Source organism: Streptomyces yongxingensis, assembly GCF_055597465.1.
Genome location: NZ_CM145717.1, coordinates 5,062,571 through 5,088,097 on the forward strand (window position 1 = coordinate 5,062,571; position 25,527 = coordinate 5,088,097).

The window sequence follows — 25,527 nt, forward strand, 5'->3', positions numbered from 1 at the left end:
AGTACCCCGGCCAGACCCGTCAGACCTCTTCGACGCTGCTCGGCTCGCGCCGGGACAGGTCGATACCGAGCTCCTCCGCAGCGCGGAAGACGTCCTCGTCGGTGTCGCGCATCTCGATGGACATGCCGTCGGACGACAGCACCTCCACGTTGAGGCACAGGGACTGCATCTCCTTGATGAGCACCTTGAAGGACTCGGGGATGCCGGGCTCGGGAATGTTCTCGCCCTTGACGATGGCCTCGTAGACCTTCACGCGGCCGGTCACGTCGTCGGACTTGATGGTCAGCAGCTCCTGGAGGGCGTACGCGGCGCCGTAAGCCTCCAGCGCCCACACCTCCATTTCGCCGAAGCGCTGGCCACCGAACTGAGCCTTACCACCCAGCGGCTGCTGGGTGATCATCGAGTACGGACCGGTGGACCGGGCGTGCAGCTTGTCGTCCACCAGGTGGTGCAGCTTGAGGATGTACATGTAGCCGACCGAGATCGGGTCCGGGAACGGCTCGCCGGAGCGGCCGTCGAACAGCCGGGCCTTGCCGGAGGGCTGGACCAGGCGGTCGCCGTCCCGGTTCGGCACGGTGTGCTCGAACAGGCCGGCCAGCTCGTCCTCGCGGGCGCCGTCGAAGACCGGGGTCGCGACGTTGGTACCGGGCTGGACCTCGTCGGCACCGATCGCCCGCAGCCGCTCCATCCACTCCTCGGAGCCCTCGACCTTCCAGCCGCGGGAGGCCAGCCAGCCGAGGTGGATCTCCAGGACCTGCCCCGGGTTCATTCGGGACGGGACACCCAGCGGGTTGAGGATGATGTCGACCGGGGTGCCGTCCTCCAGGAACGGCATGTCCTCGACCGGAAGGATCTTGGAGATGACGCCCTTGTTGCCGTGGCGGCCGGCGAGCTTGTCACCGTCGGTGATCTTGCGCTTCTGCGCCACGTAGACGCGGACCAGCTGGTTCACGCCCGGCGGCAGCTCGTCGCCCTCCTCGCGGTCGAAGACGCGCACGCCGATGACCTTGCCGGTCTCACCGTGCGGCACCTTCAGCGAGGTGTCACGGACCTCACGGGCCTTCTCACCGAAGATCGCGCGCAGCAGGCGCTCCTCCGGGGTCAGCTCGGTCTCACCCTTCGGGGTGACCTTGCCGACCAGGATGTCCCCGGCGATGACCTCGGCGCCGATGCGGATGATGCCGCGCTCGTCGAGGTCGGCCAGGACCTCCTCGGAGACGTTCGGGATGTCCCGGGTGATCTCCTCGGGGCCCAGCTTGGTGTCCCGGGCGTCGACCTCGTGCTCCTCGATGTGGATCGAGGAGAGGACGTCGTCCTGCACCAGACGCTGGCTGAGGATGATCGCGTCCTCGTAGTTGTGGCCCTCCCACGGCATGAACGCCACCAGGAGGTTCTTGCCGAGCGCCATCTCGCCGTCCTCGGTGGACGGACCGTCGGCCAGCACCTGGCCGGCGACCACCCGGGCGCCCTCGTCCACGACGACCTTCTGGTTGAAGGAGGTGCCCTGGTTGGAGCGGGAGAACTTGGCCACCCGGTAGGTGGTGTAGGTGCCGTCGTCGTTGGCCACCGTCACGTAGTCGGCGGAGACCTCCTGGACGACACCGTCCTTCTCGGCCTTGATGACGTCACCGGCGTCGACCGCGCAGCGGTACTCCATGCCGGTGCCGACCAGCGGGGACTCCGCCTTGATCAGCGGCACGGCCTGGCGCATCATGTTCGAGCCCATGAGCGCGCGGTTGGCGTCGTCGTGCTCCAGGAACGGGATCATCGCGGTCGCGACCGACACCATCTGGCGCGGCGAGACGTCCATGTAGTCGACGTCGTCACCGGGGATGTAGTCGACCTCACCGCCACGGCGGCGGACCAGGACGCGGTTCTCGGCGAAGTGGAGGTCGTTCGTCAGCGGCGCGTTGGCCTGCGCGATGACGAAGCGGTCCTCCTCGTCGGCCGTCAGGTAGTGCACCTCGTCGGTGACGACACCGTCGACCACCTTGCGGTACGGGGTCTCGATGAAACCGAACGCGTTGACCCGGCCGTACGAGGCGAGCGAGCCGATCAGACCGATGTTCGGGCCTTCGGGCGTCTCGATCGGGCACATGCGGCCGTAGTGCGACGGGTGCACGTCACGGACCTCGAAGCCCGCCCGCTCACGGGAGAGACCACCGGGGCCGAGCGCGTTCAGCCGGCGCTTGTGGGTCAGACCCGACAGCGGGTTCGTCTGGTCCATGAACTGGGACAGCTGGCTGGTGCCGAAGAACTCCTTGATGGAGGCGACGACCGGCCGGATGTTGATCAGGGTCTGCGGCGTGATCGCCTCGACGTCCTGAGTGGTCATGCGCTCGCGGACGACGCGCTCCATACGCGCCAGACCCGTGCGGACCTGGTTCTGGATCAGCTCGCCGACATTACGGATGCGGCGGTTGCCGAAGTGGTCGATGTCGTCGGTCTCGACGACCACGGACTGGCCGTTGTCCCCGACGGTCTCGGTCTCACCGGCGTGCAGCTTCACCAGGTACTTGATCGAGGCGATGATGTCCTCGACCGTCAGGACGCCCGCGTCCAGCGGAGCGGCCGCGCCCAGCTTCTTGTTGACCTTGTAGCGGCCGACCTTCGCCAGGTCGTAGCGCTTCGGGTTGAAGTAGAGGTTCTCCAGCAGCGTCTGCGCGGCCTCCCGCGTGGGGGGCTCGCCCGGGCGCAGCTTGCGGTAGATGTCGAGCAGCGCGTCGTCCTGGCCCTGGGTGTGGTCCTTCTCCAGGGTGGCGCGCATGGACTCGTACTCGCCGAACTCCTCGAGGATCTGCTCGGTGGTCCAGCCGAGCGCCTTCAGGAGGACGGTGACGGACTGCTTGCGCTTGCGGTCGATACGGACACCGACCATGTCGCGCTTGTCGATCTCCATCTCCAGCCAGGCACCACGGGAGGGGATGACCTTGACCGAGAAGATGTCCTTGTCGGACGTCTTGTCGATGGAGGAGTCGAAGTAAACACCCGGCGAGCGGACCAGCTGCGAGACGACGACACGCTCGGTGCCGTTGATGCAGAAGGTGCCCTTGTCGGTCATGAGCGGGAAGTCGCCCATGAAGACCGTCTGGGACTTGATCTCACCGGTCTCATTGTTGGTGAACTCGGCCGTGACGAAGAGCGGAGCGGCGTAGGTGAAGTCACGCTCCTTGCACTCGTCGATCGAGTTCTTCGGCGGCTCGAAACGGTGATCACGGAAGGTCAGGGACATCGACCCGGAGAAGTCCTCGATCGGGGAGATCTCCTCGAAGATCTCTTCCAGACCGGACTTGGTGGGGACGTCCTGACCGCTGTCCAGCGCAGCCTCGACGCGAGCCTTCCACGCCGCATTGCCGAGCAGCCAATCGAAGCTCTCGGTCTGCAGCGCGAGCAGGTTCGGAACCTCGAGAGGCTCCTTGATCTTCGCAAAGGAGATGCGCAGCGGGGCGGTGCTGGCGCCATTGTTCGTATTGGCAGTCGAGGCGTTGCGCGAGGCGGCCAAGAGGGGGTCCTTCCGAGGGCTCGGACTCACTACGCGCGTACCGGTCCCACCGAGAGCCCATGGATGAAATCCCAGGTCAGGGAGTCTTCATCGGTAGTGCTCGAAGGTAGGTATGCCCCTGGTGACGGGCAGGGAGCAGCTAACAGGCAGCGCAAAGGGTCAGTGTAGCCACTTGGCACACTGATGTCCAGCGCCGAGTTTCTGAGACCGGCAGTGCCAATCTCTCCCTCCGGTGAGGGGGCGCGCCCCTCGTTGTCTTCTCACGCCCTGTCGGCAGCCCGCGCTGTCGATGCGCATATCGATACTGCCCGCTTCGCCGACGATCCATGCCTCGGACTTTCGGATCGGTGTGACGTCGCGTCCTGAGAATTGCGCGCTGCGTGCCGTTCGTCAAGGCCCCCCACTCCGGCGAGATCGTCACAGGGCGTGGCGACGGGCAACGAAGATCACCCTACCTCCACAAGCCCATAAGGCAATGTAACCGTCACGGGAACGCCGAAGGGCGACCACCCGAACGGGTGATCGCCCCTGGCGTGGAACCGGGCCGCGCCGCCGGACGTCCTACCGGCGTGTGGCGGCGGGCCGCGAGGTCAGTCGACCTCGAGGGGTCACTTGACCTCGACGGAGGCGCCGGCGCCCTTGAGGGACTCGGCGGCCTTGTCGGCCTGCTCCTTGTTGACCTTCTCGAGGACCGGCTTCGGGGTGCCGTCGACGAGGTCCTTGGCCTCCTTCAGACCCAGGGAGGTCAGCTCACGCACGACCTTGATGACCTGGATCTTCTTGTCGCCGGCGCCGGTGAGGATGACGTCGAACTCGTCCTTCTCCTCCTCGGCCGGGGCAGCGGCGCCCGGGGCACCCGGAGCGGCGGCGACCACGGCGGCCGGGGCGGCGGCGGTGACGTCGAACTTCTCCTCGAACGCCTTCACGAACTCGGAGAGCTCGATGAGGGTCATCTCCTCGAACTGCGCGAGCAGGTCTTCCTGGCTGAGCTTCGCCATGATGGCGGTCCTTCCACTAATTCGGCAGGTGGTGCCGGATGTACATGTCGGCGGGCTTCCGGGCCCGCTGCGACCGGGGCCTGATTACTCGGCGGCCTCGGCCTCGGCGGGAGCCGGGGTGTCGGCACCGCCCTGCTCGGCCTGCTTCTGCCGGAGCGCCTCGGCGGTCCGGACGAACTTCGACAGCGGGGCCTGGAAGAGCGCGGCAGCCTGGGACTGCTTGGCCTTCATCGCACCCGCCAGCTTGGCGAGCAGCACCTCACGGGACTCGAGGTCCGCGAGCTTCTTGATCTCGTCGGCGGACAGCGCCTTACCGTCAAGGACACCGCCCTTGATGACGAGAGCGGGGTTGTCCTTGGCGAAGTCACGGAGACCCTTCGCCGCCTCGACCGGGTCACCGGTCACGAAGGCGACGGCCGACGAACCCGAGAACAGGTCGTCGAGCTGGTTGATCCCGGCCTCGTTGGCCGCGATCTTGGTCAGCGTGTTCTTCACCACACGGTACTGAGCGTTCTCACCGAGCGAACGGCGCAGCTCCTTCAGCTGCGCAACGGTGAGACCGGTGTACGCGGTCACAACGGCCGCGTTCGCGTTGCGGAACTTCTCCCGCATCTCGTCGACGGCTGCGACCTTGTCAGGACTCGCCATGAGCCTCGGCCTCCTTCCGGGTGATGAGGACCGCTTCGGCCTGAAGGAAGGAGACTGAGACAACGCGAAAACGCCCCGGCGCAGGCGCACGGGGCGTAACTCGACCGACCCGGACCCACGGCCCGTTCGGGAGTACAACCACAGTCACCTACGCAGGTCGCCCGCGGCTAGCGGATCCTTCAGCCACCGGATCCCTTGCGGGACACGGCGACAACCAGCGGTCTTTGGCTTCTGTGGGAGCTTACGCGAACGGGCCGCGGCCAGGCAAATCGGCTCTACCGCTGGAGCATGTCCTGGAAGTCCACGGTGTCCGAGGAGGACGGCTCGGTGACCGTCACGCTGGTGCCGTAGTCCGAGTAGAAGACCGTGGAGTCGTAGGCGCCGTTGTTGCTCTGCGCCTGCTCACGCTTCTTGACCAGCAGGTTCTCCTCGTCCACCCACAGGTCGATGGTCTCGGTGTCCATACCGGAGGACTCGAGCTGCTTCTGCAGGGCGTCCAGATCCGACTGGCTGAGCTCCTTGGACTGCATCTTGGCGATCTCGGAGACCTTGACCGTGCCCGTGTAGTGGGTGGCCTTGACGCCCTTCACGTCCTCGCTGCCCACGCTCTTGACCTTGCCCGTGGCGAGCAGCAGCTCCACCGAGCGCGACGGGTTGTTGTTCTGCATCTGGTCCTTCAGGAAGGCGCCCGAGGGGCCCGCCTTCTGGGCCAGCACGTCGTAGTCGTACTTCACCCAGTGCTTGCCGCCGCCCGCCTGGGCGGCGAACTCGTCGCCCATGTTCAGGAACATGGCGTCCGGGGTGTACTTGGCGTCCATCGGCTTGCCCGCGATCGGGGACGAGGCGATGGCGCCACCGTTCTGGGTGATGGACATGTTGGCCCGGATGCCGTTGGCCCAGTCCATGTCGCCGGACATCTGCGAGTTCTGCTCGCCCATCTTGGTGGTGCCCTCGACCTTGGCCGAGTTCTTCTTGTCCGTCTGCTGCGAGGCGAGCTTGAGCGCCGCCAGCGGGTTCATCGCGGACTGCCCGGACTTGTCGCCGCCCGTCTTGTCACCGGCCTTGTCGTCACCGGACTTCTCGCTTCCGCACGCGGTGAGACCGACCATCAGAACGAGACTTCCAGCGGCTATCGCCCATCGCGCACCGACATGAGTACCGCGCACGGCTCCCCCTAGTTTTTATTTCTCTTTTACGTCTTGTGCAGAGTGACTCTAGCGGAGGAGGCCGACAACAGAAGACGCCGGGCCCCCGCACCTTCGACGCGGTGCGGGGGCCCGGCGGTTGCACACCGTGGTGCGCTGATCAGGGGCTGCCTCAGATGGCGTCTTCCTCGACCAGCAGGTTGCGGGTGCGGTTGGCGTCCAGCGGGATGCCGGGGCCCATCGTGGTGGTCAGGGTCGCCTTCTTGATGTAGCGGCCCTTCGCGGCGGACGGCTTGAGACGGGTGATCTCCTCGAGCGCCGCGGCGTAGTTCTCCACCAGCTTCGTCTCGTCGAACGAGAGCTTGCCGATGATGAAGTGCAGGTTGGAGTGCTTGTCGACGCGGAACTCGATCTTGCCGCCCTTGATGTCCGTGACGGCCTTGGCCACGTCGGGGGTGACGGTGCCGGTCTTCGGGTTCGGCATCAGACCACGCGGACCGAGCACCCGGCCGAGGCGGCCGACCTTGCCCATGAGGTCCGGGGTGGCGACGACGGCGTCGAAGTCCAGACGGCCCTTGGACACCTCGTCGATGAGTTCGTCGGAGCCGACGATGTCGGCGCCGGCGGCCTCCGCGGCCGCAGCACGGTCACCGGTCGCGAAGACCAGGACCCGGGCGGTCTTACCGGTGCCGTGCGGCAGGTTCACGGTGCCACGGACCATCTGGTCGGCCTTGCGCGGGTCGACGCCCAGGCGCATGGCGACCTCGACGGTCGGGTCGAACTTGGTGGTGGAGGTGTCCTTCGCCAGACGGACGGCCTCGAGCGGGGCGTACGCGCGCTCCCGGTCGATCTTGGCGTCCGCAGCGCGGAGGGTCTTGCTGCGCTTGCTCACTCTTGCTCCTGATGTCTGTGGAGTTCGTGGTCCGGGCCAGCGCTTGGCCCTGCCACAGGTGGCCACGGGGGCTGTCGGCCCTCGCGCGTGGGGTGTCAGCCCTCGACCGTGATGCCCATGGAGCGGGCGGTGCCGGCGATGATCTTCTCGGCGGCGTCCAGGTCGTTGGCGTTCAGGTCGGGCATCTTGGTGGTGGCGATCTCACGCACCTGGTCGCGGGTGATCTTGGCGACCTTGGTCTTGTGCGGCTCGCCGGAGCCCTTCTCCACGCCCGCGGCCTTGAGGATCAGCTTGGCGGCCGGCGGGGTCTTGGTCACGAAGGTGAAGGAGCGGTCCTCGTAGACCGTGATCTCCACCGGCACGACCATGCCGCGCTGCGACTCGGTCGCGGCGTTGTACGCCTTGCAGAACTCCATGATGTTGACGCCGTGCTGGCCCAGCGCGGGGCCGACCGGCGGGGCCGGGTTCGCGGCGCCGGCCTGGATCTGGAGCTTGATCAGCCCCGTGACCTTCTTCTTCTTGGGAGGCATGCTCTCTCCGGGTCCTAGTGAGAGGGTGTTCGCCTCCGAACCGGATCATCCGGATGGAGGCATACCGCACAACGATAACGGGTATAGCTGTGCGCCTTAAAACCGAGCAGGTCAGACCGGCCGTAAAAGCCCGTCTGACCTGTTCGGAAGTTCTCGTGAAGAGACTCAGTTCTGAAAAGACTCAGTTCTTCTGGATCTGGTCGAAGCTCAGCTCGACCGGGGTCTCCCGGCCGAAGATCTCCACCAGGCCCTTGACCTTCTTCGAGTCGGCGTTGATCTCGTTGATCGTCGCCTGCAGGGTCGCGAACGGGCCGTCGGTGACCGTGACCGAGTCGCCCACCTCGAAGTCCAGCACCTGGACCTCGACCTTGCGGCTCGGCGCCGGCACACCGCTCTCCTCGGCGGCGGCCTTGGCGGCCTTCTCCTCGGCCTCGGGGGCGAGCATCTTGACGATCTCGTCCAGGGTCAGCGGGTACGGGTCGTAGGCGTTGCCCACGAAGCCGGTGACGCCCGGGGTGTTGCGGACGACGCCCCACGACTCGTTCGTCAGATCCATGCGGACGAGCACATAGCCGGGCAGCTTGTTCTGCCGGACGTTCTTGCGCTCGCCGTTCTTGATCTGGACGATCTCTTCCTCGGGGACCTCGGCCTGGTAGATGAACTCCTCGACGTTCAGCGAGACGGCACGCTGCTCCAGGTTGGCCTTCACGCGCTTCTCGTAGCCCGCATAGGTGTGGATCACGTACCACTCACCGGGCAGCCCGCGCAGCTCCTCGCGGAGCGCCGCGACCGGGTCGACCTCGGCCTCGGCCTCAGCCTCGACCGCGTCATCCGCCTGGGCCGTCTCGGTCTCGAGGGCTTCCTCGTCCTCGACGCGCAGCGCGTCCTCCTCGGCGGGAACGCCCGCCGAGGCGTCGGCTGCTTCAGCCTGGTCGGAGTCCGCCGCCTCGACGATGTCGAGCTCGTCCTCACGGGACTCGACGGGCTCGGCGGCGTCGTTCAGGTTCGGGTCAGACACGGTGGCTGCTTCTTCCTGGCTTCAAAGGGGGTGGAACGTGCGAAAGAGGCGACGCCGGGAAGCGGCCGCCTTTCGCGAGGGTCTCAGCCAAAGACGTACTTGATGGCGTTGTTGAACCCATAGTCAATCACGGTCACGATGCCGATCATGATGACGACGAAGACGATCACCACGCTGGTGTACGTCGACAGCTGGCTGCGGGTGGGCCAGACGACCTTCCGCAGCTCGGCGATGATCTGGCGGTAGAAAAGCGCGAGCCGGCCGAAGGGCCCCTTCTTCGCGCGCTTACCACCACGACGACCTCGCTTGGTCGTCTCCTCATCCTCGGGACGACCGCTCTCAGGCGTCGCGGTGGAGCCAAGGGCTTCCGTCACTACGTCCTCACCTGAATCCGGGTCGTGGCCGTGCCGCGTCCGGCCCGGCCGCACAGCGGTGCTTGTCCTTGCGTACGCATGCACGCACCCTCATCACAGTGCGTGTAGCAGGGCCGGAGGGACTTGAACCCCCAACCGCTGGTTTTGGAGACCAGTGCTCTACCAATTGAGCTACGACCCTTTGCGGCACTCCCAACCTACCGCATACACCCGGCTGCACGGAGTGTGCGGTCGGATCCGGCTGTTGATCGGCCAACGACGGATGAGTGTACGTGCTTGACGGCCGGGCGTCGAACGAGAAGCGCGCGAACTCTGGAGCAAACCCGTGTGCCACCCATTTCGCCCGTCTGCGACGATGCATCTATGACCGCTGCTACTCCCCCAGTACAGTCCCCGACCGACCGGCGGGTATCGGCCCGGATCGGCTCGATCTCCGAGTCCGCGACCCTCGCCGTCGACGCCAAGGCCAAGGCCCTCAAGGCCGCAGGCCGTCCGGTGATCGGCTTCGGCGCCGGTGAGCCCGATTTCGCCACGCCCGACTACATCGTCGACGCCGCGGCCGCGGCGTGCCGCGACCCGAAGTACCACCGCTACACCCCGGCCGGCGGCCTCCCCGAGCTCAAGGCCGCGATCGCCGCGAAGACGCTGCGTGACAGCGGGTACGAGGTCGAGGCGGCCCAGGTCCTGGTGACCAACGGCGGCAAGCAGGCGATCTACGAGGCGTTCGCCGCGATCCTGGACCCGGGCGACGAGGTCATCGTCCCCGCGCCCTACTGGACCACCTACCCGGAGTCGATCCGGCTGGCCGGCGGTGTCCCGGTGGAGGTCGTCGCCGACGAGACGACCGGCTACCGGGTCTCCGTCGAGCAGCTGGAGGCGGCCCGCACCAAGAACACCAAGGTGCTGCTCTTCGTCTCCCCCTCGAACCCCACCGGCGCGGTCTACAGCCGTGAGCAGGTCGAGGCGATCGGCCGCTGGGCCGCCGACAACGGGCTGTGGGTGCTGACCGACGAGATCTACGAGCACCTGGTCTACGGCGACGCGGAGTTCCACTCGCTGCCGGTCGTGGTGCCCGAGCTGCGCGACAAGTGCATCGTGGTCAACGGTGTCGCCAAGACGTACGCGATGACCGGCTGGCGGGTGGGCTGGGTCATCGGCCCCAAGGACGTCGTCAAGGCCGCGACCAACCTGCAGTCGCACGCCACCTCGAATGTGAGCAATGTCGCTCAGGTCGCCGCGCTGACCGCCGTCGCGGGCGACCTCGACGCCGTGGCCGCGATGCGCGAGGCGTTCGACCGCCGCCGCCGCACCATCGTGCGGATGCTGAACGAGATCGACGGTGTCGAGTGCCCGGAGCCGGAGGGCGCCTTCTACGCCTACCCCTCGGTCAAGGCGCTGCTCGGCAAGGAGATCCGCGGCAAGCGGCCGCGGACCACTGTCGAGCTGGCCGAGATCATCCTGGAGGAGGCCGAGGTCGCGGTGGTGCCGGGTGAGGCGTTCGGCACTCCGGGCTATCTGCGGCTGTCCTACGCGCTGGGCGACGAGGACCTCGTCGAGGGCATCTCCCGGCTGCAGAAGCTGCTGGGCGAGGCGAGCGCGTAAGGCGCCTGGCCTTCGTACACGCGATCCGTACGCATGAGAGGAACGGGCCGGAGTCCGCGGGGGCGGATTCCGGCCCGTTCCGCGTGCGCGCGCCTCCCCGTTCGGGGAAAGCGGTACCGGCGGGTCCGGACGTGCGGCAGTATCTGCAGATGGCACGCGATGTACACCTGCTCCCCAAAGCGCATCTGCATCTCCACTTCACCGGCTCCATGCGCCCTGGAACCCTCCTCGAACTCGCCGACAAGTACGGCGTCCATCTCCCCGAGGCACTGAGCGGCGGTGAGCCGCCGAAGCTGCGCGCCACCGATGAGCGCGGCTGGTTCCGCTTCCAGCGGCTGTACGACATCGCACGCTCCTGCCTGCGGGAGGCCGACGACATCCGGCGGCTGGTGCGCGAGGCGGCCCAGGAGGACGTGCGGGACGGGGCCCAGTGGCTGGAGATCCAGGTGGACCCCACCTCGTACGCCCCGCGCCTGGGCGGGCTGACCCCCGCGATGGAGGTCATCCTGGACGCGGTCGAGAGCGCCTCCGCGGAGACCGGTCTCGGGATCAGGGTGGTGGTCGCCGCCAACCGCGTGAAGCATCCGCTGGAGGCCCGCACCCTCGCCCGGCTGGCGGTGCGCTTCGCGGACCGCGGCGTGGTCGGCTTCGGCCTCTCCAACGACGAACGGCGCGGATTCGCCCGCGACTTCGACCGGGCCTTCGCCATCGCCCGGGAGGGCGGGCTGCTGGCGGCGCCGCACGGCGGTGAGCTGTCGGGCCCCGGCAGCGTCCGGGACTGCCTGGACGACCTGGGCGCGGCCCGAGTCGGGCACGGGGTGCGTGCGGCGGAGGACCCGCGGCTGCTCGCCCGGCTCGCCGAGCGCGAGGTGACCTGCGAGGTGTGCCCGTCGTCGAACGTGGCGCTCGGGGTCTACGAGAAGCCGGAGGACGTCCCGCTGCGCACGCTGTACGACGCGGGGGTGCCGATGGCGCTCGGGGCGGACGACCCGCTGCTCTTCGGCTCGCGGCTGGCGGCGCAGTACGAGCTGGCGCGCGAGCACCACGCCTTCACGGACGCCGAACTGGCCGAGCTGGCGCGTCAGTCGGTGCGCGGCTCGGCGGCGCCGGAGGAGGTCCGGCGGCGGATGCTGGCGGAGATCGACGAATGGATCGCGTCCTAGGGCTGTCCGGCGGATCTTGCCGCCTGCGGCGGGCTGCTCCCCTCCCCGCCCCTTCCCACAGCATCGATATGCGGCTCCGCCGCGTGGTGGGGCTCTGCCCCAGACCCCAGGTCCAGGGGCGAAGCCCCTGCCACGCGGCGGAGCCGCATATCGGCTGCGGGAAGGGGCCGGGGGAGAGCGTAGATCCGCCGAACCCCCGTAGCGCACAGCGTCACGTGACACTGCGCTTGTGAGCCTCAGATGCTCACGCCGACCGTCACCGGCTCGTTGACCAGCCGGATCCCGAACGCCTCCTCGACCCCGGCCACCACCTCGCGGGCCAGCGCCAGCAGGTCCTCGGTCGTGGCGTCGCCCCGGTTGGTGAGGGCGAGCGTGTGCTTGGTGGAGATCCGGGCCGGGCCGGTTCCGTAGCCCTTGGTGAAGCCCGCCCTGTCGATCAGCCAGGCCGCGGAGGTCTTGATCAGGCCGTCGCCCGCCGGGAAGGCGGGCGGCACGGTGTCCGGACCCAGGCGTTCGGCGACGCGGGTCAGGAAGGCGGCGTGGGCGTCCTGGTCGAGCACCGGGTTGGTGAAGAACGACCCCGCCGACCAGGTGTCGTGGTCCTCGGGGTCGAGCACCATGCCCTTGCCCGCGCGCAGCCCCAGGACGGTCTCGCGGGCGACGGCGGCCGGCACCCGGTCCCCCACCTCGACGCCGAGCACCCGCGCGGTCTCGGCGTACCGGACGGGCGCGGAGAGCCCGCCCGCGTCCTCCAGCTCGAACCGGACCCGGAGCACCACATGGCGGTCGGGGTCGGCCTTGAAGCGGCTGTGGCGGTAGGAGAAGGCGCAGTCGGCGTTCGGGATCGTGACGACCTCGTCGGCGCGGCGGTCGTAGGCGATCACCTCGGTGATCGTGGCCGAGACCTCCTGGCCGTAGGCGCCGACGTTCTGTATTGGCGTCGCGCCCGCGGAGCCGGGGATTCCGGCGAGGCATTCGATGCCCGCGAGCCCCGCCTGGACCGTACGGGCCACGGCGGCCGACCAGTTCTCGCCCGCGGCGAGCTCCAGGCGGGTGCCGTCGAGCGTGAAGCCGCTGGTGGCGATGTGCAGGGCGGTGCCGTCGAAGCCCTTGTCGGCGATGACCAGATTGCTGCCGCCGCCGATCACCAGCAGTGGGGTCCCGGCCGCGTCGGCCGCCCGGACCGCGGCGATGACCTCGTCGTCGGTCGTGGCCGTGAGCAGCCGGTTGGCCGGTCCGCCGAGGCGGAAGGTGGTGAGGGGCGCGAGGGGGGCGTCGTGGAGTTCCTGCACGCGCTCAAGAGTACGGGGGCGCCCCCTGGGCTCCTGGCGGCGGCCGCCCCCGGTGTGGGGAATCCGGGGGCCGGCGGGCCTGCGGGCCGTAAGGGGCTCCGTGCTGCCCGTAAGGGGCTCGGACGGGCCGCACGCGCTCCGGCGTGCTCTCATCCGCCCGGGGGCCGCATCGGGCGCGGTCGGGGGCTCAGCCGAGCCGTACCACGGCGCGGGCCCGGCCCAGCACCTTCTGGCCGGCGCTGGTCGCCGTGATGTCGAGGCGCACCGTACGGGCCTCGTCGTCCAGCTTGGCGGTGACCTTGGCGCCGATCTCGATGACCGCGCCCTTGTCGTCGTTGGGGACCACGACCGGCCGGGTGAAGCGGACGCCGTACTCGACGAGGGCGCCGGGGTCGCCGGCCCACTCGGTCACCACCCGGGCCGCCTCGGCCATGGTGTAGGCGCCGTGCGCGATGACGTCGGGGAGGCCGACCTCCCTGGCGAACTTCTCGTTCCAGTGGATCGGGTTGAAGTCGCCCGACGCGCCCGCGTAGCGCACGAGGTCGGCGCGGTTCACCCGGAACTCGCGCACCGGCACCTCGGTGCCGACCTCCACGGCGTCATACGAGATCTTGGCCGTCATCTGCTCTCCTCCACCTCTGCGTCGGCGGCGCGGGCCACCAGCGTCGTGAACGACGTCGCTACATGATCACCCGCCTCGTCGTGGACCTCGCCGCGGACGGACAGGATGTCGTTGCCGGCCAGCGACTTGATCGAGTCGATGATCGAGGTGACCCCCAGGCGGTCCCCCGCGCGGACCGGGCGGGTGTACTCGAACCGCTGGTCGCCGTGGACCACCCGGCTGTAGTCCAGTCCCAGCTGCGGGTCCTCGACAACCTGCTTCCCGGCCGCCTTGAAGGTGATCGTGAAGATGAACGTCGGCGGGGCGATCACATCGGGGTAACCGAGGGCCCGGGCCGCCTCGGGGTCGGTGTAGACCGGATTGGTGTCACCGAGGGACTCGGCGAATTCCCGGATCTTCTCCCGGCCGACCTCGTACAGGGCGGTGGGCGGGTAGGTCCGCCCCACGAAGGACTGGTCGAGCGCCATCGGCGCACACCTCCTGCGATTGAATGACCAACGAAACGAGGCCGCCCCCCGCGAGTGGGGGCGGCCTCGAATGCGAGTTTATTGCTATCGCGTCTCACGGTGCGCGGTGTGCGCGTTGCAACGCGGGCAGTGCTTCTTGATCTCAAGACGATCCGGATCGTTGCGCCGGTTCTTCTTGGTGATGTAGTTCCGCTCCTTGCACTCCACGCAGGCCAGCGTGATCTTCGGGCGGACGTCGGTGGCAGCCACGTGAGTGCTCCTTGACGAACGGATGAGGGGATTAACGCAGAAAGAGTAGCCGATCGAAGGACCGACCCCACAATCGGCTACTGTCAGTAGCGGTGACCGGACTTGAACCGGTGACACAGCGATTATGAGCCGCTTGCTCTACCGACTGAGCTACACCGCTGCGATGCGAGTGACTCCCCGCCCAACCAGCGTAGCGGAACGGGAAGCCTCACACATCAGAGCCCCAATACGGAATCGAACCGTAGACCTTCTCCTTACCATGGAGACGCTCTGCCGACTGAGCTATTGGGGCGAGCGATGAAGACATTACACGGTCGGCAGCCGAAGGTGAAATCCGTATCGGCCCCTCGTCACCCTGGGCTCATGCACCACACCAGTACGACTATTCGGCTCCTCCGCGAAGCCGCCCCCACCTCGTCCTAGGCTTCGCTTCGCACCCACGTGATCTTGACTGCGCACGCATCCGACGCGTGCCCGGCGCGTCACCCGTCGCGTGCTCGGCGCGAATCCCAGGAGCGCGATGCCCGAGAGCCAGCAGCAGCCGCAACAGCCGCCCAGGAACGGCGGAGCGGCCCCCGGCGAGCCCACCGCCCTGGTGCTCGGCGGCGTCCGGCTCGCCGACGGGCGCACCGTGGACGTCCGGCTCAGCGGCGGGCGGATCGAGGCCGTGGGCACGGCGGGCAGCCTCGTCCCCGGCACCCGGCTGGACCTCGGCGGCTATCTGCTGCTGCCCGCCCCCGCCGAACCCCACGCCCACTGCGACACCGCCCTTACGGCCGACATGGCGGGCCCGGTCCCCTACGCCCCCGAGGACGTCCAGCGGCGCACCGTCGAGGCCGCCCTGCTCCAGCTCGGCCACGGCGCGACGGCGCTGCGCACCCATGTCCGCATCGGCGGGGTGCACGGACTGCGTTCCCTGGAGGCGGTCCTGGAGGCCGGCCGGTCGCTGCGCGGGCTCACCGAGCTGAGCGCGGTGGCGGTGCCCCGGGTGCTGACCGGCACCGCCGGGGCGGACGGTCTGGCGGTGCTGCGGGACGCGGTGGGGATGGGCGCGTCGGTCATCGGCGGCTGCCCCGACCTCGACCCGGATCCGACCGGCCACGCCGAGGCCGTCCTCGACCTCGCCGCGCACCACGGCTGCGCCGTCGATCTGCACACGGACGGTGACGACCCGGCCCGCCTCGCCCGGCTCGCGGCGATGGCCGGAGGGCTGCGGCCGGGCGTCACGATCGGCCCCTGCGGCGGGCTGTCCCGGCTGCCCGCGGAGATGGCGGGGAGGGCCGCCGAGCGGCTGGCGGCGGCCGGGGTGACCGTCGTCTGCCTCCCCCAGGGCGACTGCGCCGGGCTGGAGCACCAGGGCATGCGGGGAGCGCGCACCCGAGCCTGCGCGCCGGTGCGGCTGCTGCGCGCCGCGGGCGTCCGGGTGGCCGCGGGCAGCGGGGCGCTGCGGGACGCGGTGAACCCGGTGGGGCGCGGCGATCCCCTGGAGGCCGCCTTTCTGCTGGCGTCCCGGGGCGGGTCGCGGCCCGAGGAGGCGTACGAGGCGGTGTGCGCGCGGGCGCGGGCCGCGATGGGGCTCGCCGAGGTGCGGGTGGAGGCCGGGTTCCCGGCGGAGCTGCTCGCGGTGCGCGGGGACGGCCTCGCGGGGGTGCTCTCGCTCGCGTACAGCAGGGTCGTGGTGCACCGGGGGCGGGTGGTGGCCCGTACCAGCGCGGTGCGGGAGTACTGCGACTCGGCGGCCGCGGCGGCGCTGGATCTGCCCCGGCAGGCGCGGCCGCAGAGCGGCGGCGAGCAACAGTAGGCCGCACGGCGTACGGTCGGGATCATGCGCATTGTCATCGCTGGTGGACATGGACAGATCGCGCTGCGGCTGGAGCGGCTGCTCACCGCGCGCGGAGACGAAGTGGCGGGCATCATCCGCAAGCCGGAACAGGCGGGCGACCTGCTGGCCTCGGGCACCGAACCGGTCGTCTGCGACCTGGAGTCGGCCTCGCCGGAGGACGTGGTCAAGCATCTGGAGGACGCGGACGCGGCCGTCTTCGCGGCCGGAGCGGGCCCCGGCAGCGGTGCCGCCCGTAAGGACACCGTCGACCACCGGTCCGCGGTGCTCTTCGCGGACGCGGCCGAACGGGCCGGGGCCCGGCGGTTCCTGATCGTCTCCTCGACCGGCGCCTCCCACGAGCCGCCGCCGGACACCGACCCGGTCTTCGCCGCCTATCTGCGCGCCAAGGCCGCGGCGGACGACGACATCCGCGCGCGGGACGGCCTCGACTGGACCGTGCTGCGCCCGGGACGGCTGACGAACGACCCGGGCACGGGCCGGGTGAAGCTGGCCGAACGCACCGGCCGCGCCGAGATCACCCGAGACGACGTGGCCGCGGTCCTGGTCGCCCTCCTGGACGAGCCCCGTACGGCGGGCCGCACGCTGGAGCTGATCAACGGCGACACGGCGGTGGCGGACGCGGTGGGGGCGGTCGCCGAGCGGGGGTGAGGGGCCGGTCCGGTCCGACCCGGCCGCTCAGAAGTCCACCCGGGCCGGGGCGTCGGCCCGGGCCACGGACTCCTGGGCATAACCGCGCTCGTACGCCGTCCGGATCCGTTCGATCCGCGGGTCCTGCGTCCCCGCCTCGGAGGCCGGGTAGAGCAGGACCACCTCGTACGAGCGCTCCCGCTCGATCGTCCCGTTCTGGTCCCGCCACTGCCCCCGGCCGTCGTGGATGGTCAGGCCGGCGGGGAAGCGCGGGGTGATCTGCCGGTCCACGAAGGCCAGGAACTGCTTCTCGGTGACGGGCGGCCCGCCGTCGGGACGCTCGGTGCCGAAGAAGAGCCGGGTCTCGACGTACGGCTTGCCCCGGCCCACGGCGCCGGAGGCCGCCGCGGCGGGCGGGTCGTCCAGCGCGGCGTACGCGGCGACGGGGGTGGCGGCGGCGAGGGCGAAGGCCGCCCCGACGGCGGCGAGACGGACGCGTGGCTTCATGGTCGGCATCGTCCGATCGTCCCGGCGCCGGGAGTCCTCGGGAAGAGCGCCTTACGGTGCACATCCGTGCGAGGCGCGGGGGCGTATCCGCGCGATGCGCGGGGCCTGATCCGGCCCGGCGGCAGGGGGCGGAAACCCGACCCGGGACCACCCACCCGGCCCAGGACGTCGCTCAGACCCTGCGCCACCGGGCCATCGCGAACGAGAACACCCCGAAGAGCGCCAGCCCGAGCGCCACCGCCATCAGCAGCCAGGGCCCCGCCGCCGTCCCGGCGAAGGTCCGCAGGGTGTCGTCGATGCCCTTCGCCTTGCCCGGGTCGTAGCGCACCGCGGCCGTGAGCGCGAAGCCGCCCGCCACCGCGAACACCGCCCCGCGGGCCACCCCGCCGCAGATCCCCAGCGCCTCCACGGCCCGCCGCGTCCGCCGGGACATCGCGCCCACCTTGAGGTGCTCGCGGAAGCCGCACCGGATCGCCCGTACCGCGATCCACACCCCCGCCACGGCCACCGCGGTCCCGGCGGCGGCGACCAGCCACCGGCCGTACGGCAGGTCGAGCGCGCGTGCCGTCACGTCCTTCGACTGGCGGTCGCTGGAGCCGCTGCCCTGCTCGCCGGTGGCGAAGGAGAGCACCGAGTACGCGACGACGCCGTAGAAGACCGCGCGGGCCGCCCCCGCCAGCCGCTTCCGCGCCGCGCCCCCGTCCGGCCCCGCGGCCCCGAAGACCGCCTCGGACAGCCGCCACAGCGCCATGCAGACCAGCCCGATGCCGACCGCCCAGACCAGCGCCGCGCCGAACGGCTGCTCGGCGAGGACCTGGATTGCCCCGCCCCGGTCGGCCTGTTCGCCGTGGTCCCCCGAGGCGATGCGCAGCGCCAGGACGCCGATGAGCAGATAGAGCACTCCCCGGGTGGCCAGCCCCCAGCGGGCCGCCGTCTCGATGACCCGGGTGCCCGCCTCGCGCGGGGCGCGGGTGCGCGTTGCCGAACCCCATCCGCGTGCGATCGACGATGCGTTGTTCACCGTTCCCTCCCGTTGTCGCACCATCGTCTGCCCCGGACGTACGTGCGGAAACGGGACTTTCTCTTGTTGGTTGAAGCGATCCGCCCTACTCTTCCCGCACCGAATCTGACGAACCGTCAGATGAAGCGAACGGACAGGACCACCACGAGGAGACCGGGGAGAGATGGCGAGATGACCGGCGAGACGAACGGCACCACCGAGTTGCCCCTGGTCATCAGCGTCGATGACCATGTGATCGAGCCCGCGCACCTCTTCGAGACCTGGCTCCCGGCCAAGTACCGGGACCGCGGCCCCAAGCCCCTCACGGCCGGGATCGGCGAACTCGCCTACATCGGCGGCAAGTACAAGTTCACCACCGACCCGGACGGCCAGCTGACCGACTGGTGGCAGTACGAGGGCGACCTCTTCCCCTACAAGCGGATCATCGCCGCCGTCGGCTTCTCACGCGACGAGATGACCCTCGACGGCATCACCCGCGAGCAGATGCGCCGCGGCTGCTGGGACCCCAAGGCCCGGCTCGCCGACATGGACCTCAACCATGTCGAGGCGTCGCTGTGCTTCCCGACCTTCCCCCGCTTCTGCGGCCAGACCTTCGCCGAGGCGAAGGACAAGGAGGTCGGGCTGGCGTGCGTCCGCGCGTACAACGACTGGATGGTCGAGGAGTGGTGCGGCGACAGCGGCGGCCGCCTCATCCCGCTCTGCCTGATCCCCCTGTGGGACGTCGACCTCGCCGTGCGGGAGATCCGCCGCAACGCGGCCCGCGGCGTCCGCGCGGTGACCTTCAGCGAAATCCCCACCTACCTCGGGCTCCCCAGCATCCACAGCGGCTACTGGGACCCGTTCTTCGCCGAGTGCGAGGCCACGGGGACGGTCGTGTGCATGCACATCGGCTCCTCCTCCCAGATGCCCGCCGCCTCCCCCGACGCCCCGCCGGCCGTCCAGGCATCCTTGAGCTTCAACAACGCCATGGCGTCGATGATGGACTTCCTCTTCAGCGGCGTCCTGGTCTCCTTCCCGCGCCTGAAGCTGGCCTACGCCGAGGGCCAGATGGGCTGGATCCCCTACGCCCTGGAACGCGCCGACGACGTCTGGGAGGAGCACCGCGCCTGGGGCGGCGTCCGCGACCTCATCCCCGAGCCGCCGTCCACGTACTACTACCGGCAGATCTTCTGCTGCTTCTTCCGCGACAAGCACGGGGTCGCCTCGCTGGACACGGTCGGCGTGGACAACGCCACGTTCGAGACCGACTACCCCCACGTCGACTCCACCTGGCCGCACACCCGCCGCATCGCCGCCGAGCATGTGGCCGGCCTCTCCCCCGAGACCACGTACAAGATCCTCCGCGGCAACGCGATCCGGATGCTGGAGCTGGACCTCGACCGGGCGCGTCCGGCGGGGGCGGGCGGCCAGGCCGTACGCGGCGGCTAGGCCGGGCGCGGCGGCTCGCTCGTGCGCGGCTGGTCCGAGCCGCAGTAGCGGCACTTGCGCGCCGCCTCGGGGACGTCCTCGGCGAGGCACTCCGGGCAGGTCTTGATCGGGCCCGGCTCCCCGAAGACCTCCGCGCCCCGGCGGCGCTGGGTGTACTTGTACGGCACGACGATCAGGAAGTAGATGACGGCCATGAAGATGATGAAGTAGATCAGGGCGGAGATGAACGACCCGATGTTGAGGTAGGTCGAGGTGTTCCCCTGGGCGCCGAGCTGCCAGCCGAGCCCGACCGATGTGCCGCCCTGGAGCCGGGCGATGATCGGGTTGATCACGGAGTCGGTGAACGCCTTGATCAGCGTCGAGAACGCCAGCGCGGTGACCAGACCGACGGCGACGACGATGACATCACCGCGCATGAGGAAGTTCTTGAAGCCCCTGAACACGATCCGCCCTCTCTGTCCTGATACGGGGGAATCACCACCCTAGGAGCGGTCTTACGGAGCCCACGGTGCGCCACGACGAACGGCCGCCCGTACGGCGGCAGTGGGAGACCCACGGCGACATGGTGTCCTTCGCCCCGCCGGACCTTCCGGGCCGCTCGGCCGGGATCAGCTCCCGCCGGACTCAGCGGACTTCCAGCCGTGTGCGGGCGACGACTGCCGCGGGAGGCGGCGGACGAAGTCCATCAGCAGGGCGCAGAACGCCGCGGGCTGTTCCAGCGGCGCGAGGTGTCCGGCGCCGGGGATGACGACGGTCCGGCCCGCGTCGAGGTCACGGGCCAGGCCCTCGCCGCCTTCGTGGAAGTCGGGCATGTCGTGTTCGCCGACCCCGACCAGGGCGGGGACGGTGAGCGTGCGCGGCGTCGCCGGGCCCGTGCCGAGCGGGTCCGCCGCCTGTGGCGGTTCGCCGTGGGCGAGTTGGCCGGTCAGCCGGCGGCGGAGCATGCGGGCGGCGTGGGCGCGTACCTCGTCGGTCGCGTCGGCCGACGTCCACGCCTCGACGCCGGTCCGTACCGCGGTGTCCAGGTCGCCCGCGGCCAGCGCCGCGCTTTCGGCGTCCCAGGCGGCTCGCAGACGTGGGGAGGCGGGCTGGTCATGGGGCCGGTACCCGACCAGTACCAGGCCCTCCACCCGCTCGGGTGCCGTGACGGCGGCTTGGAGCGCCACCAGGGCGCCGAGCGAGTTCCCGGCCAGGACGAAGCGGTCGGCCCCGAGGCGGTCGAGCGTGTCGAGCACGTCCGACCAGGGGGCCACCTCGTGGCGGTCGGGCACGAGCGCGTCGCCGTGGCCGGGCAGGTCCAGGGCGATGGCCCGCACGCCGGCCTCGGCGAGCAGCGGGAGGTGGGCGTCCCACATGGTGCGGTCGGTGGGCCGGGCGTGCAGCAGGACGACAGGCCGTCCCCGGCCTGCCTCATCGGAGGGAAGCAGCATGGCGTGAGGCGCCTTCTTCGGTGAATGGAGTGGGGGAAGAGAGGTGACTTTCCGGCGTGGAGGGCTACGGGCGGCCTCGCCGGGCGCCGGTCAGGCGGCTCGGGTGAGTTCGTCGATCTCCGCGTCGGTCAGCCGCAGCGTCGCCGCGGCCAGGTTCTCCTCCAGGTGCGCGACCTTGGAGGTGCCGGGTATGGGCAGCACGACCTCGGAGCGGGCGAGCAGCCAGGCCAGCGCCACGTGGGACGGACGGGCGCCGTGGGCGGCCGCGATCCGGTCGACCGGGCCGCCGGGGCGGGCGAGATCGCCCGCGGCCACCGGCGCCCAGGGGATGAAGCCGATGCCGTGGCGGGTGCAGTAGTCCAGGACGTCGGCGGAGCTGCGGTCGGTGAGGTTGTAGCGGTTCTGGACGGTGGCGATCTCGGCGATCGTGCGAGCCTGCTCGATCTGGTCGACGGTGACCTGGGACAGACCGATCGCGACGATCTTGCCCTCGTCCTGGAGCCTCTTCATCTCACCGACCTGGTCCTCCAGCGGAACCTTCGGGTCGACGCGGTGCAGCTGGAACAGGTCGATGTGGTCCAGGCCGAGTCGGCGCAGGCTCATCAGGGCCTGCTGGCGCAGGTACTCCGGGCGCCCGACCGGCGGCCACGCCTTCGGGCCCAGGCGCACCAGCCCCTCGGGGGTCCTGATCGTGTCCGGGCCGTTGCGGGTCAGCCCGGCCTTCGTCGCGATGAGCACGTCGTCGGGGTAGGGATGGATCGCCTGCCGGATGATCTCCTCGCTGACGTAGGGGCCGTAGGAGTCCGCGGTGTCGATCAGCCGCACGCCGAGTTCGACGGCCCGGCGTACCACCCGGACGCACTCCTCGCGGTCGTCGGGCTCGCCCCACACGCCGAGCCCGGTCAGGCGCATGGCGCCGAAGCCGAGACGGGTGACTTTCTTGCCGGCCACCTCGAAGGTGCCGACGGCGTCGGACAGAGACGCGGTCATGATCGGAATTCTCCTTCCTCAGCGGGAGCGTCCTGGCCGGTGGCGGCTGAGTCCCGCTCGGCCGACCGACGGAGCAGGGCCAGGGCATCGGCGCCGGCGCTGCCGGGTTCCGCGCTGTAGACGGACAGGTGCTGGCCCGGGGCGCTGGTGACGGCCAGCGCCTCGAAGTGCAGCCGCAGCTCGCCCACGTGAGGGTGGCGGAAATGCTTGTCCTCCCGCGTGCGCGGACGGACCTCGTAACGCGCCCACAGGCCGGTGAAGGCGGGGCTGCGCACGCTGAGCTCGCCGACGACCCGTTCGATCCGCTCATCGCCCGGGAACTGCGAGGAGGACGCCCGCAGGTTGCCCACCGCGATGTGCGCCGCCTTGTCCCAGTCGGCGTAGAACTCCCGCGCGAAGGGATCGAGGAAGATCATCCGCAGCAGGTTGTCGTACCGGGCGAAACCGCGGTACAGCTCGCGCGCCATCGCGTTGGCCGCCAGTACGTCCTGCGCCGCGCCGACCACGAAGGCCGGCACGTCGCGCATGCCGTCCATCAACCGCAGCAGCTCCACGGCGACGGTCGGCGCCGCGGCCGCCGTGGCGAAGACGGGCAGACCGAGCCGGAACAGGTGGCCGGCCGCGGCACCGTCCAGCCGCAGTGCCCCGGCGATCGCCCGGAGCACCTGCTCGGACGGATGGCGCTCACGGCCCTGCTCCAGGCGGATGTAGTAGTCCGAGCTCACCCCGGCCAGCAGCGCCACCTCGTCCCGCCGCAGCCCCGGCACCCGCCGGTCCCCACCGTCGGGCAGCCCGACGTCCCGCGGCGTGACCATCGCTCGGCGAGCACGCAGGTAGTCACCGAGCTCGTTGTCGCTTTCCATGCCCACCACGCTAAATCGGTCCCCCGCGTCGGGGCGTGGGTGCGGTGCACCCACCCGGGCGCGGCAGCAGGACCCGCCATCGCGGGTAGCCGCAGCCGTGGCGGACGCCCGGATCGATGCGGCGCTGACGAACCGGGGGTGGTCCCCGGGCGTGCCCCACGCATGCCCCGCACACGGTGGTCAGCACGCGAGATCGGGTGGGACACAGGGGGATGGATCGCCCATTCCGGGCCTGATCCCGGTCCGCGGACGAGAACGGCCCCCGGCCGCGTTTCCGCAGCTCGAGGGCCGTTTCCCTGATGTGGCGGCGCCAGGATTCGAACCTGGGTAGGCTAAGCCGACGGATTTACAGACTGCGCGGTCGTGCTGCTATGACCAGGCAGAACAGCCCAACTGGGCCGCTCTGCCCCACGCCTGTCCCATGGGTCGCGCCGGACAGCCCGGATTACAGGGGCGCCTTCCCGACCGCCAACAGGTGGGAGCTGGCGGCCAGAAGCTCGGGGTAGGGCTCAGCCATCCGCGCGGCTGTCAGTGCGGAGGCGAAGAGGTCGTCTGTAGGCCCTTCGCCCGGCTGCTGCTCAACCGCCTTGAGCAGCGACCACGCGGGGCCCTCGATCCCGAACACCTCGACGTCGGTCAGTCCCACCGCACGCAGTTCGTCCGCCAGTTCCTCGGCACGGTGGAAGTAGGCCAGGGTGAAGCCTTTGCCGTCGTGCACAGCGGTGCTGAGGATCTTGGAGATGGCCGTCTGTAGACGGTCGGTGTGCAGGTGGGCATAGCTGACGTGCTCGAAGAGGGAGGCGTACCGGTTGATGCCCGCTGCGGCGACCAGGCCCCCCGGCTTCACCACGCGCCGAGCCTCCGAGAGGGCCTGGCGCCGGTCTCCCGGATCGGGCAGATGGTAGAGCGGGCCGAGGAGCTGCACGACGTCGTAACTGGCGTCTGCCGCGTCCAGCGCACGCGCGTCGCCCTGCGATGCGGGACAAATGGCCGCCGCCTGCTCGACGTGCCGGGCCACGGGGTCGATCAGCTCGACCTTGTAGCCGTCTTCGACAAGCCACCGCGCGTGCACCCCCGTCCCTCCCCCCACATCGAAGACGCGCGCCGGGGCCGGTGGGAGGAAACGGCGCAGGATCTCCTGAGTGCGGATGAGTTCCAGCCGCCCGTCTGCCGACATGCTCAGCCGGGCGTTCTCGTCGATGACCTGTGAGTAGAAGTGTTCGATCTCCGGTGCTAGGGCCAGCTCTGGTTTCGGCATAAGGGCAGTATCCTGTGTACCGGTGGACCAGTCCAGTACGGACCTGACAAGGGGAGCCATGGCGCTGCTGAAGTACGAGGAAATCGCGGAATCACTGCGGTCCCGGATCGCAGCGGGTGAGTTCGAGCCGGGCGAGATCGTCCCATCGGGGCGGGATCTGGCCGAGCAGTGGTCCGTGTCACGGGCCACTGCCATCAAGGCCATGGACGTGCTGCGAAACGACGGCGTGGTCGAGGCCAAGCAAGGCACGGGGTTCATCGTCACCGAGACCCCCAAGGCGCGGCCGGCGGGTGGGCGCCGGGCCGGTTCGGCGCGCGTGACCGGCGGTATGCCGTTCCTGCGCGTGGGCGCCCCCGACTGGGCGGCACCTCCGGCGCACGTGGCCGAGGCGCTTCGGATGGACGGCGACGCGGAGGCACTCCGCCGGGTGCGCGTGATGCAGCTTCCCGACGGGAGCCCCCACAGCTACGCGGTGGCGTGGTTCCCGCCCGAGGTGGCGGAGGCGGCGCCCCGCCTGGCCCAGACCGCCCCCATCGCCGAGGGGACGACGCGGTACGTACGCCGACAGACCGGCCGGTTCCCCGTGGAGGGGGCGGACGTCACCACGGTGCGCCTGGCGACGGAGATCGAGGCGGAGCACCTGGGTCTGTCGGATCCGACACCGGTAGCCGTCGTGCTGCACACGGCGTACGACCAAGAGGGGCGCCCGCTGGTCTGTGAGGAAGGGGTCACGCCGGGCCCTCTCTATGAGCGGGAAGAGACCTACGAGATGTAGCCGTCAGGCGCAACAAGAGGAGCTGGACCGGTCCGCCGGTCCAGCTTTTTTCTTTCCCGAAAAGCGGCTCTCACCAGCAGAGATGCGATCCGTCGTAACCGAATCTCATCGAAAGAGGTTGACTGGACCGGTCCACCGGTCCAGTCTATGGATGTGGCCGCAAGCCAGCCCGAACCCTTCGGGGGCGGGGCTGCTTCGCCATGCACGACCAGGAGCCCCGCATTGGACGGGGGGAGGCGACCCGGCGCCTTGTCATTAACCGGAGGGCTTAGACCGAAAGGTC

The 25,527-nt window shown here is 69.9% G+C and carries 25 protein-coding genes and 3 tRNA genes; 6 read left to right on the forward strand and 22 right to left on the reverse strand.

Going from position 1 to position 25,527, the window contains the following annotated elements; genetic code table 11:
* Positions 1-19: 19 nt before the first annotated feature.
* The 9 genes from rpoB to ACZ6TD_RS21530 all read right to left on the reverse strand — a co-directional run bounded on the left by rpoB (position 20) and on the right by ACZ6TD_RS21530 (position 9,288).
* Complete coding sequence (gene rpoB, locus ACZ6TD_RS21490) at positions 20-3,502, reverse strand: DNA-directed RNA polymerase subunit beta (RefSeq protein ID WP_137979059.1); 3,483 nt, start codon at positions 3,500-3,502, stop codon at positions 20-22.
* Positions 3,503-4,110: 608 nt separating this feature from the next.
* Entirely contained in the window at positions 4,111-4,500 is a 390-nt protein-coding gene (gene rplL / locus ACZ6TD_RS21495; RefSeq protein WP_030835056.1) for a 50S ribosomal protein L7/L12, read from the reverse strand.
* A gap of 84 nt (positions 4,501-4,584) precedes the next feature.
* Complete coding sequence (rplJ, locus tag ACZ6TD_RS21500; RefSeq protein WP_020869302.1) at positions 4,585-5,148, reverse strand: 50S ribosomal protein L10; 564 nt, start codon at positions 5,146-5,148, stop codon at positions 4,585-4,587.
* 275 nt (positions 5,149-5,423) lie between these two features.
* Positions 5,424-6,314 (reverse strand): SCO4651 family lipoprotein, encoded by an 891-nt coding sequence (locus ACZ6TD_RS21505; RefSeq protein ID WP_471356353.1) that lies wholly within the window; start codon positions 6,312-6,314, stop codon positions 5,424-5,426.
* Positions 6,315-6,465: 151 nt separating this feature from the next.
* Positions 6,466-7,185 (reverse strand): 50S ribosomal protein L1, encoded by a 720-nt coding sequence (gene rplA, locus ACZ6TD_RS21510; protein ID WP_471356355.1) that lies wholly within the window; start codon positions 7,183-7,185, stop codon positions 6,466-6,468.
* Positions 7,186-7,280: 95 nt separating this feature from the next.
* Positions 7,281-7,715, reverse strand: a complete 435-nt coding sequence (gene rplK / locus ACZ6TD_RS21515; protein ID WP_020869305.1) for a 50S ribosomal protein L11 — start codon at positions 7,713-7,715, stop codon at positions 7,281-7,283.
* Between the two features lie 181 nt (positions 7,716-7,896).
* Entirely contained in the window at positions 7,897-8,733 is an 837-nt protein-coding gene (gene nusG / locus ACZ6TD_RS21520) for a transcription termination/antitermination protein NusG (RefSeq protein WP_471356357.1), read from the reverse strand.
* Positions 8,734-8,816: 83 nt separating this feature from the next.
* Positions 8,817-9,107: a preprotein translocase subunit SecE gene (gene secE, locus ACZ6TD_RS21525; RefSeq protein WP_037952862.1), complete on the reverse strand. Its 291-nt coding sequence runs from the start codon at positions 9,105-9,107 to the stop codon at positions 8,817-8,819.
* Between the two features lie 108 nt (positions 9,108-9,215).
* Positions 9,216-9,288 (reverse strand) — tRNA-Trp (locus ACZ6TD_RS21530).
* Positions 9,289-9,470: 182 nt separating this feature from the next.
* Between ACZ6TD_RS21530 and ACZ6TD_RS21535 the strand changes: the two genes are divergently transcribed.
* Together ACZ6TD_RS21535 and ACZ6TD_RS21540 are read left to right on the forward strand one after the other, a co-directional pair.
* Entirely contained in the window at positions 9,471-10,709 is a 1,239-nt protein-coding gene (locus ACZ6TD_RS21535) for a pyridoxal phosphate-dependent aminotransferase (protein ID WP_471356360.1), read from the forward strand.
* Positions 10,710-10,858: 149 nt separating this feature from the next.
* Positions 10,859-11,872: an adenosine deaminase gene (locus tag ACZ6TD_RS21540; protein ID WP_471356363.1), complete on the forward strand. Its 1,014-nt coding sequence runs from the start codon at positions 10,859-10,861 to the stop codon at positions 11,870-11,872.
* A gap of 236 nt (positions 11,873-12,108) precedes the next feature.
* Here ACZ6TD_RS21540 and ACZ6TD_RS21545 read toward each other — a convergent pair whose 3' ends face one another.
* The 6 genes from ACZ6TD_RS21545 to ACZ6TD_RS21570 all read right to left on the reverse strand — a co-directional run bounded on the left by ACZ6TD_RS21545 (position 12,109) and on the right by ACZ6TD_RS21570 (position 14,794).
* The gene (locus ACZ6TD_RS21545) at positions 12,109-13,164 is read right to left on the reverse strand and encodes a UDP-N-acetylmuramate dehydrogenase (protein ID WP_471356366.1); all 1,056 of its coding nucleotides are present in this window, start codon (positions 13,162-13,164) and stop codon (positions 12,109-12,111) included.
* Between the two features lie 187 nt (positions 13,165-13,351).
* Positions 13,352-13,786, reverse strand: a complete 435-nt coding sequence (locus ACZ6TD_RS21550; protein WP_471356369.1) for a MaoC/PaaZ C-terminal domain-containing protein — start codon at positions 13,784-13,786, stop codon at positions 13,352-13,354.
* Entirely contained in the window at positions 13,783-14,253 is a 471-nt protein-coding gene (locus ACZ6TD_RS21555; protein WP_471356371.1) for an FAS1-like dehydratase domain-containing protein, read from the reverse strand. Before ACZ6TD_RS21555 ends, ACZ6TD_RS21550 begins: the two co-directional genes overlap by 4 nt.
* A gap of 84 nt (positions 14,254-14,337) precedes the next feature.
* Positions 14,338-14,502, reverse strand: a complete 165-nt coding sequence (rpmG, locus tag ACZ6TD_RS21560; protein WP_009715907.1) for a 50S ribosomal protein L33 — start codon at positions 14,500-14,502, stop codon at positions 14,338-14,340.
* A gap of 87 nt (positions 14,503-14,589) precedes the next feature.
* A tRNA-Met gene (locus ACZ6TD_RS21565) sits at positions 14,590-14,662 on the reverse strand.
* Positions 14,663-14,721: 59 nt separating this feature from the next.
* Positions 14,722-14,794: transfer RNA gene (locus ACZ6TD_RS21570), tRNA-Thr, on the reverse strand.
* Between the two features lie 228 nt (positions 14,795-15,022).
* Between ACZ6TD_RS21570 and ACZ6TD_RS21575 the strand changes: the two genes are divergently transcribed.
* Together ACZ6TD_RS21575 and ACZ6TD_RS21580 are read left to right on the forward strand one after the other, a co-directional pair.
* The gene (locus ACZ6TD_RS21575; protein ID WP_471356374.1) at positions 15,023-16,303 is read left to right on the forward strand and encodes an amidohydrolase family protein; all 1,281 of its coding nucleotides are present in this window, start codon (positions 15,023-15,025) and stop codon (positions 16,301-16,303) included.
* Positions 16,304-16,327: 24 nt separating this feature from the next.
* Positions 16,328-16,993, forward strand: coding sequence for an NAD(P)H-binding protein (locus ACZ6TD_RS21580; RefSeq protein WP_471356376.1), 666 nt, complete (start codon positions 16,328-16,330; stop codon positions 16,991-16,993).
* A gap of 27 nt (positions 16,994-17,020) precedes the next feature.
* On the opposite strand, the gene ACZ6TD_RS21585 is transcribed toward ACZ6TD_RS21580, so the two are convergent.
* Entirely contained in the window at positions 17,021-17,479 is a 459-nt protein-coding gene (locus ACZ6TD_RS21585; protein ID WP_471356379.1) for a DUF3574 domain-containing protein, read from the reverse strand.
* Positions 17,480-17,651: 172 nt separating this feature from the next.
* Positions 17,652-18,524 carry a DUF1206 domain-containing protein gene (locus ACZ6TD_RS21590; protein ID WP_471356382.1) on the reverse strand — a complete coding sequence of 291 codons (873 nt, stop codon included), beginning with the start codon at positions 18,522-18,524 and terminating at the stop codon, positions 17,652-17,654.
* Positions 18,525-18,671: 147 nt separating this feature from the next.
* Here ACZ6TD_RS21590 and ACZ6TD_RS21595 point away from each other — a divergent pair, with 147 nt between their 5' ends.
* Positions 18,672-19,928 carry an amidohydrolase family protein gene (locus ACZ6TD_RS21595; RefSeq protein WP_471356385.1) on the forward strand — a complete coding sequence of 419 codons (1,257 nt, stop codon included), beginning with the start codon at positions 18,672-18,674 and terminating at the stop codon, positions 19,926-19,928.
* Here the strand turns inward: ACZ6TD_RS21595 and ACZ6TD_RS21600 are convergent.
* From ACZ6TD_RS21600 to ACZ6TD_RS21620, 5 genes are all read right to left on the reverse strand, one after another.
* Positions 19,925-20,371 carry an MscL family protein gene (locus ACZ6TD_RS21600; RefSeq protein ID WP_471356388.1) on the reverse strand — a complete coding sequence of 149 codons (447 nt, stop codon included), beginning with the start codon at positions 20,369-20,371 and terminating at the stop codon, positions 19,925-19,927. The genes ACZ6TD_RS21595 and ACZ6TD_RS21600 overlap by 4 nt on opposite strands.
* 165 nt (positions 20,372-20,536) lie before the next feature.
* Complete coding sequence (locus ACZ6TD_RS21605; RefSeq protein ID WP_471356390.1) at positions 20,537-21,358, reverse strand: alpha/beta fold hydrolase; 822 nt, start codon at positions 21,356-21,358, stop codon at positions 20,537-20,539.
* Between the two features lie 90 nt (positions 21,359-21,448).
* A complete protein-coding gene (locus ACZ6TD_RS21610; protein WP_471356393.1) occupies positions 21,449-22,348 on the reverse strand; it encodes an aldo/keto reductase in 900 nt (299 codons plus the stop codon).
* Complete coding sequence (locus tag ACZ6TD_RS21615; RefSeq protein WP_471356395.1) at positions 22,345-23,211, reverse strand: helix-turn-helix domain-containing protein; 867 nt, start codon at positions 23,209-23,211, stop codon at positions 22,345-22,347. Before ACZ6TD_RS21615 ends, ACZ6TD_RS21610 begins: the two co-directional genes overlap by 4 nt.
* Before the next feature lie 445 nt (positions 23,212-23,656).
* Positions 23,657-24,469: a class I SAM-dependent methyltransferase gene (locus tag ACZ6TD_RS21620; protein ID WP_471356398.1), complete on the reverse strand. Its 813-nt coding sequence runs from the start codon at positions 24,467-24,469 to the stop codon at positions 23,657-23,659.
* A 58-nt stretch (positions 24,470-24,527) separates the two neighbouring features.
* Between ACZ6TD_RS21620 and ACZ6TD_RS21625 the strand changes: the two genes are divergently transcribed.
* Positions 24,528-25,244 carry a GntR family transcriptional regulator gene (locus tag ACZ6TD_RS21625; protein ID WP_471357925.1) on the forward strand — a complete coding sequence of 239 codons (717 nt, stop codon included), beginning with the start codon at positions 24,528-24,530 and terminating at the stop codon, positions 25,242-25,244.
* Positions 25,245-25,527: the final 283 nt, after the last annotated feature.

Bases quoted from the DNA above. Each gene is read 5' to 3' on its own strand.
- rplL (WP_030835056.1), bottom strand. From the start codon at position 4,500: ATGGCGAAGCTCAGCCAGGAAGACCTGCTCGCGCAGTTCGAGGAGATG.
- rplJ (WP_020869302.1), bottom strand. From the start codon at position 5,148: ATGGCGAGTCCTGACAAGGTCGCAGCCGTCGACGAGATGCGGGAGAAG.
- rplK (WP_020869305.1), bottom strand. From the start codon at position 7,715: ATGCCTCCCAAGAAGAAGAAGGTCACGGGGCTGATCAAGCTCCAGATC.
- ACZ6TD_RS21535 (WP_471356360.1), top strand. From the start codon at position 9,471: ATGACCGCTGCTACTCCCCCAGTACAGTCCCCGACCGACCGGCGGGTA.
- ACZ6TD_RS21540 (WP_471356363.1), top strand. From the start codon at position 10,859: ATGGCACGCGATGTACACCTGCTCCCCAAAGCGCATCTGCATCTCCAC.
- ACZ6TD_RS21550 (WP_471356369.1), bottom strand. From the start codon at position 13,786: ATGACGGCCAAGATCTCGTATGACGCCGTGGAGGTCGGCACCGAGGTG.
- ACZ6TD_RS21555 (WP_471356371.1), bottom strand. From the start codon at position 14,253: ATGGCGCTCGACCAGTCCTTCGTGGGGCGGACCTACCCGCCCACCGCC.
- ACZ6TD_RS21575 (WP_471356374.1), top strand. From the start codon at position 15,023: ATGCCCGAGAGCCAGCAGCAGCCGCAACAGCCGCCCAGGAACGGCGGA.
- ACZ6TD_RS21580 (WP_471356376.1), top strand. From the start codon at position 16,328: ATGCGCATTGTCATCGCTGGTGGACATGGACAGATCGCGCTGCGGCTG.
- ACZ6TD_RS21585 (WP_471356379.1), bottom strand. From the start codon at position 17,479: ATGAAGCCACGCGTCCGTCTCGCCGCCGTCGGGGCGGCCTTCGCCCTC.
- ACZ6TD_RS21590 (WP_471356382.1), bottom strand. From the start codon at position 18,524: ATGGTGCGACAACGGGAGGGAACGGTGAACAACGCATCGTCGATCGCA.
- ACZ6TD_RS21595 (WP_471356385.1), top strand. From the start codon at position 18,672: ATGACCGGCGAGACGAACGGCACCACCGAGTTGCCCCTGGTCATCAGC.
- ACZ6TD_RS21605 (WP_471356390.1), bottom strand. From the start codon at position 21,358: ATGCTGCTTCCCTCCGATGAGGCAGGCCGGGGACGGCCTGTCGTCCTG.
- ACZ6TD_RS21610 (WP_471356393.1), bottom strand. From the start codon at position 22,348: ATGACCGCGTCTCTGTCCGACGCCGTCGGCACCTTCGAGGTGGCCGGC.
- ACZ6TD_RS21615 (WP_471356395.1), bottom strand. From the start codon at position 23,211: ATGGAAAGCGACAACGAGCTCGGTGACTACCTGCGTGCTCGCCGAGCG.
- ACZ6TD_RS21620 (WP_471356398.1), bottom strand. From the start codon at position 24,469: ATGCCGAAACCAGAGCTGGCCCTAGCACCGGAGATCGAACACTTCTAC.
- ACZ6TD_RS21625 (WP_471357925.1), top strand. From the start codon at position 24,528: ATGGCGCTGCTGAAGTACGAGGAAATCGCGGAATCACTGCGGTCCCGG.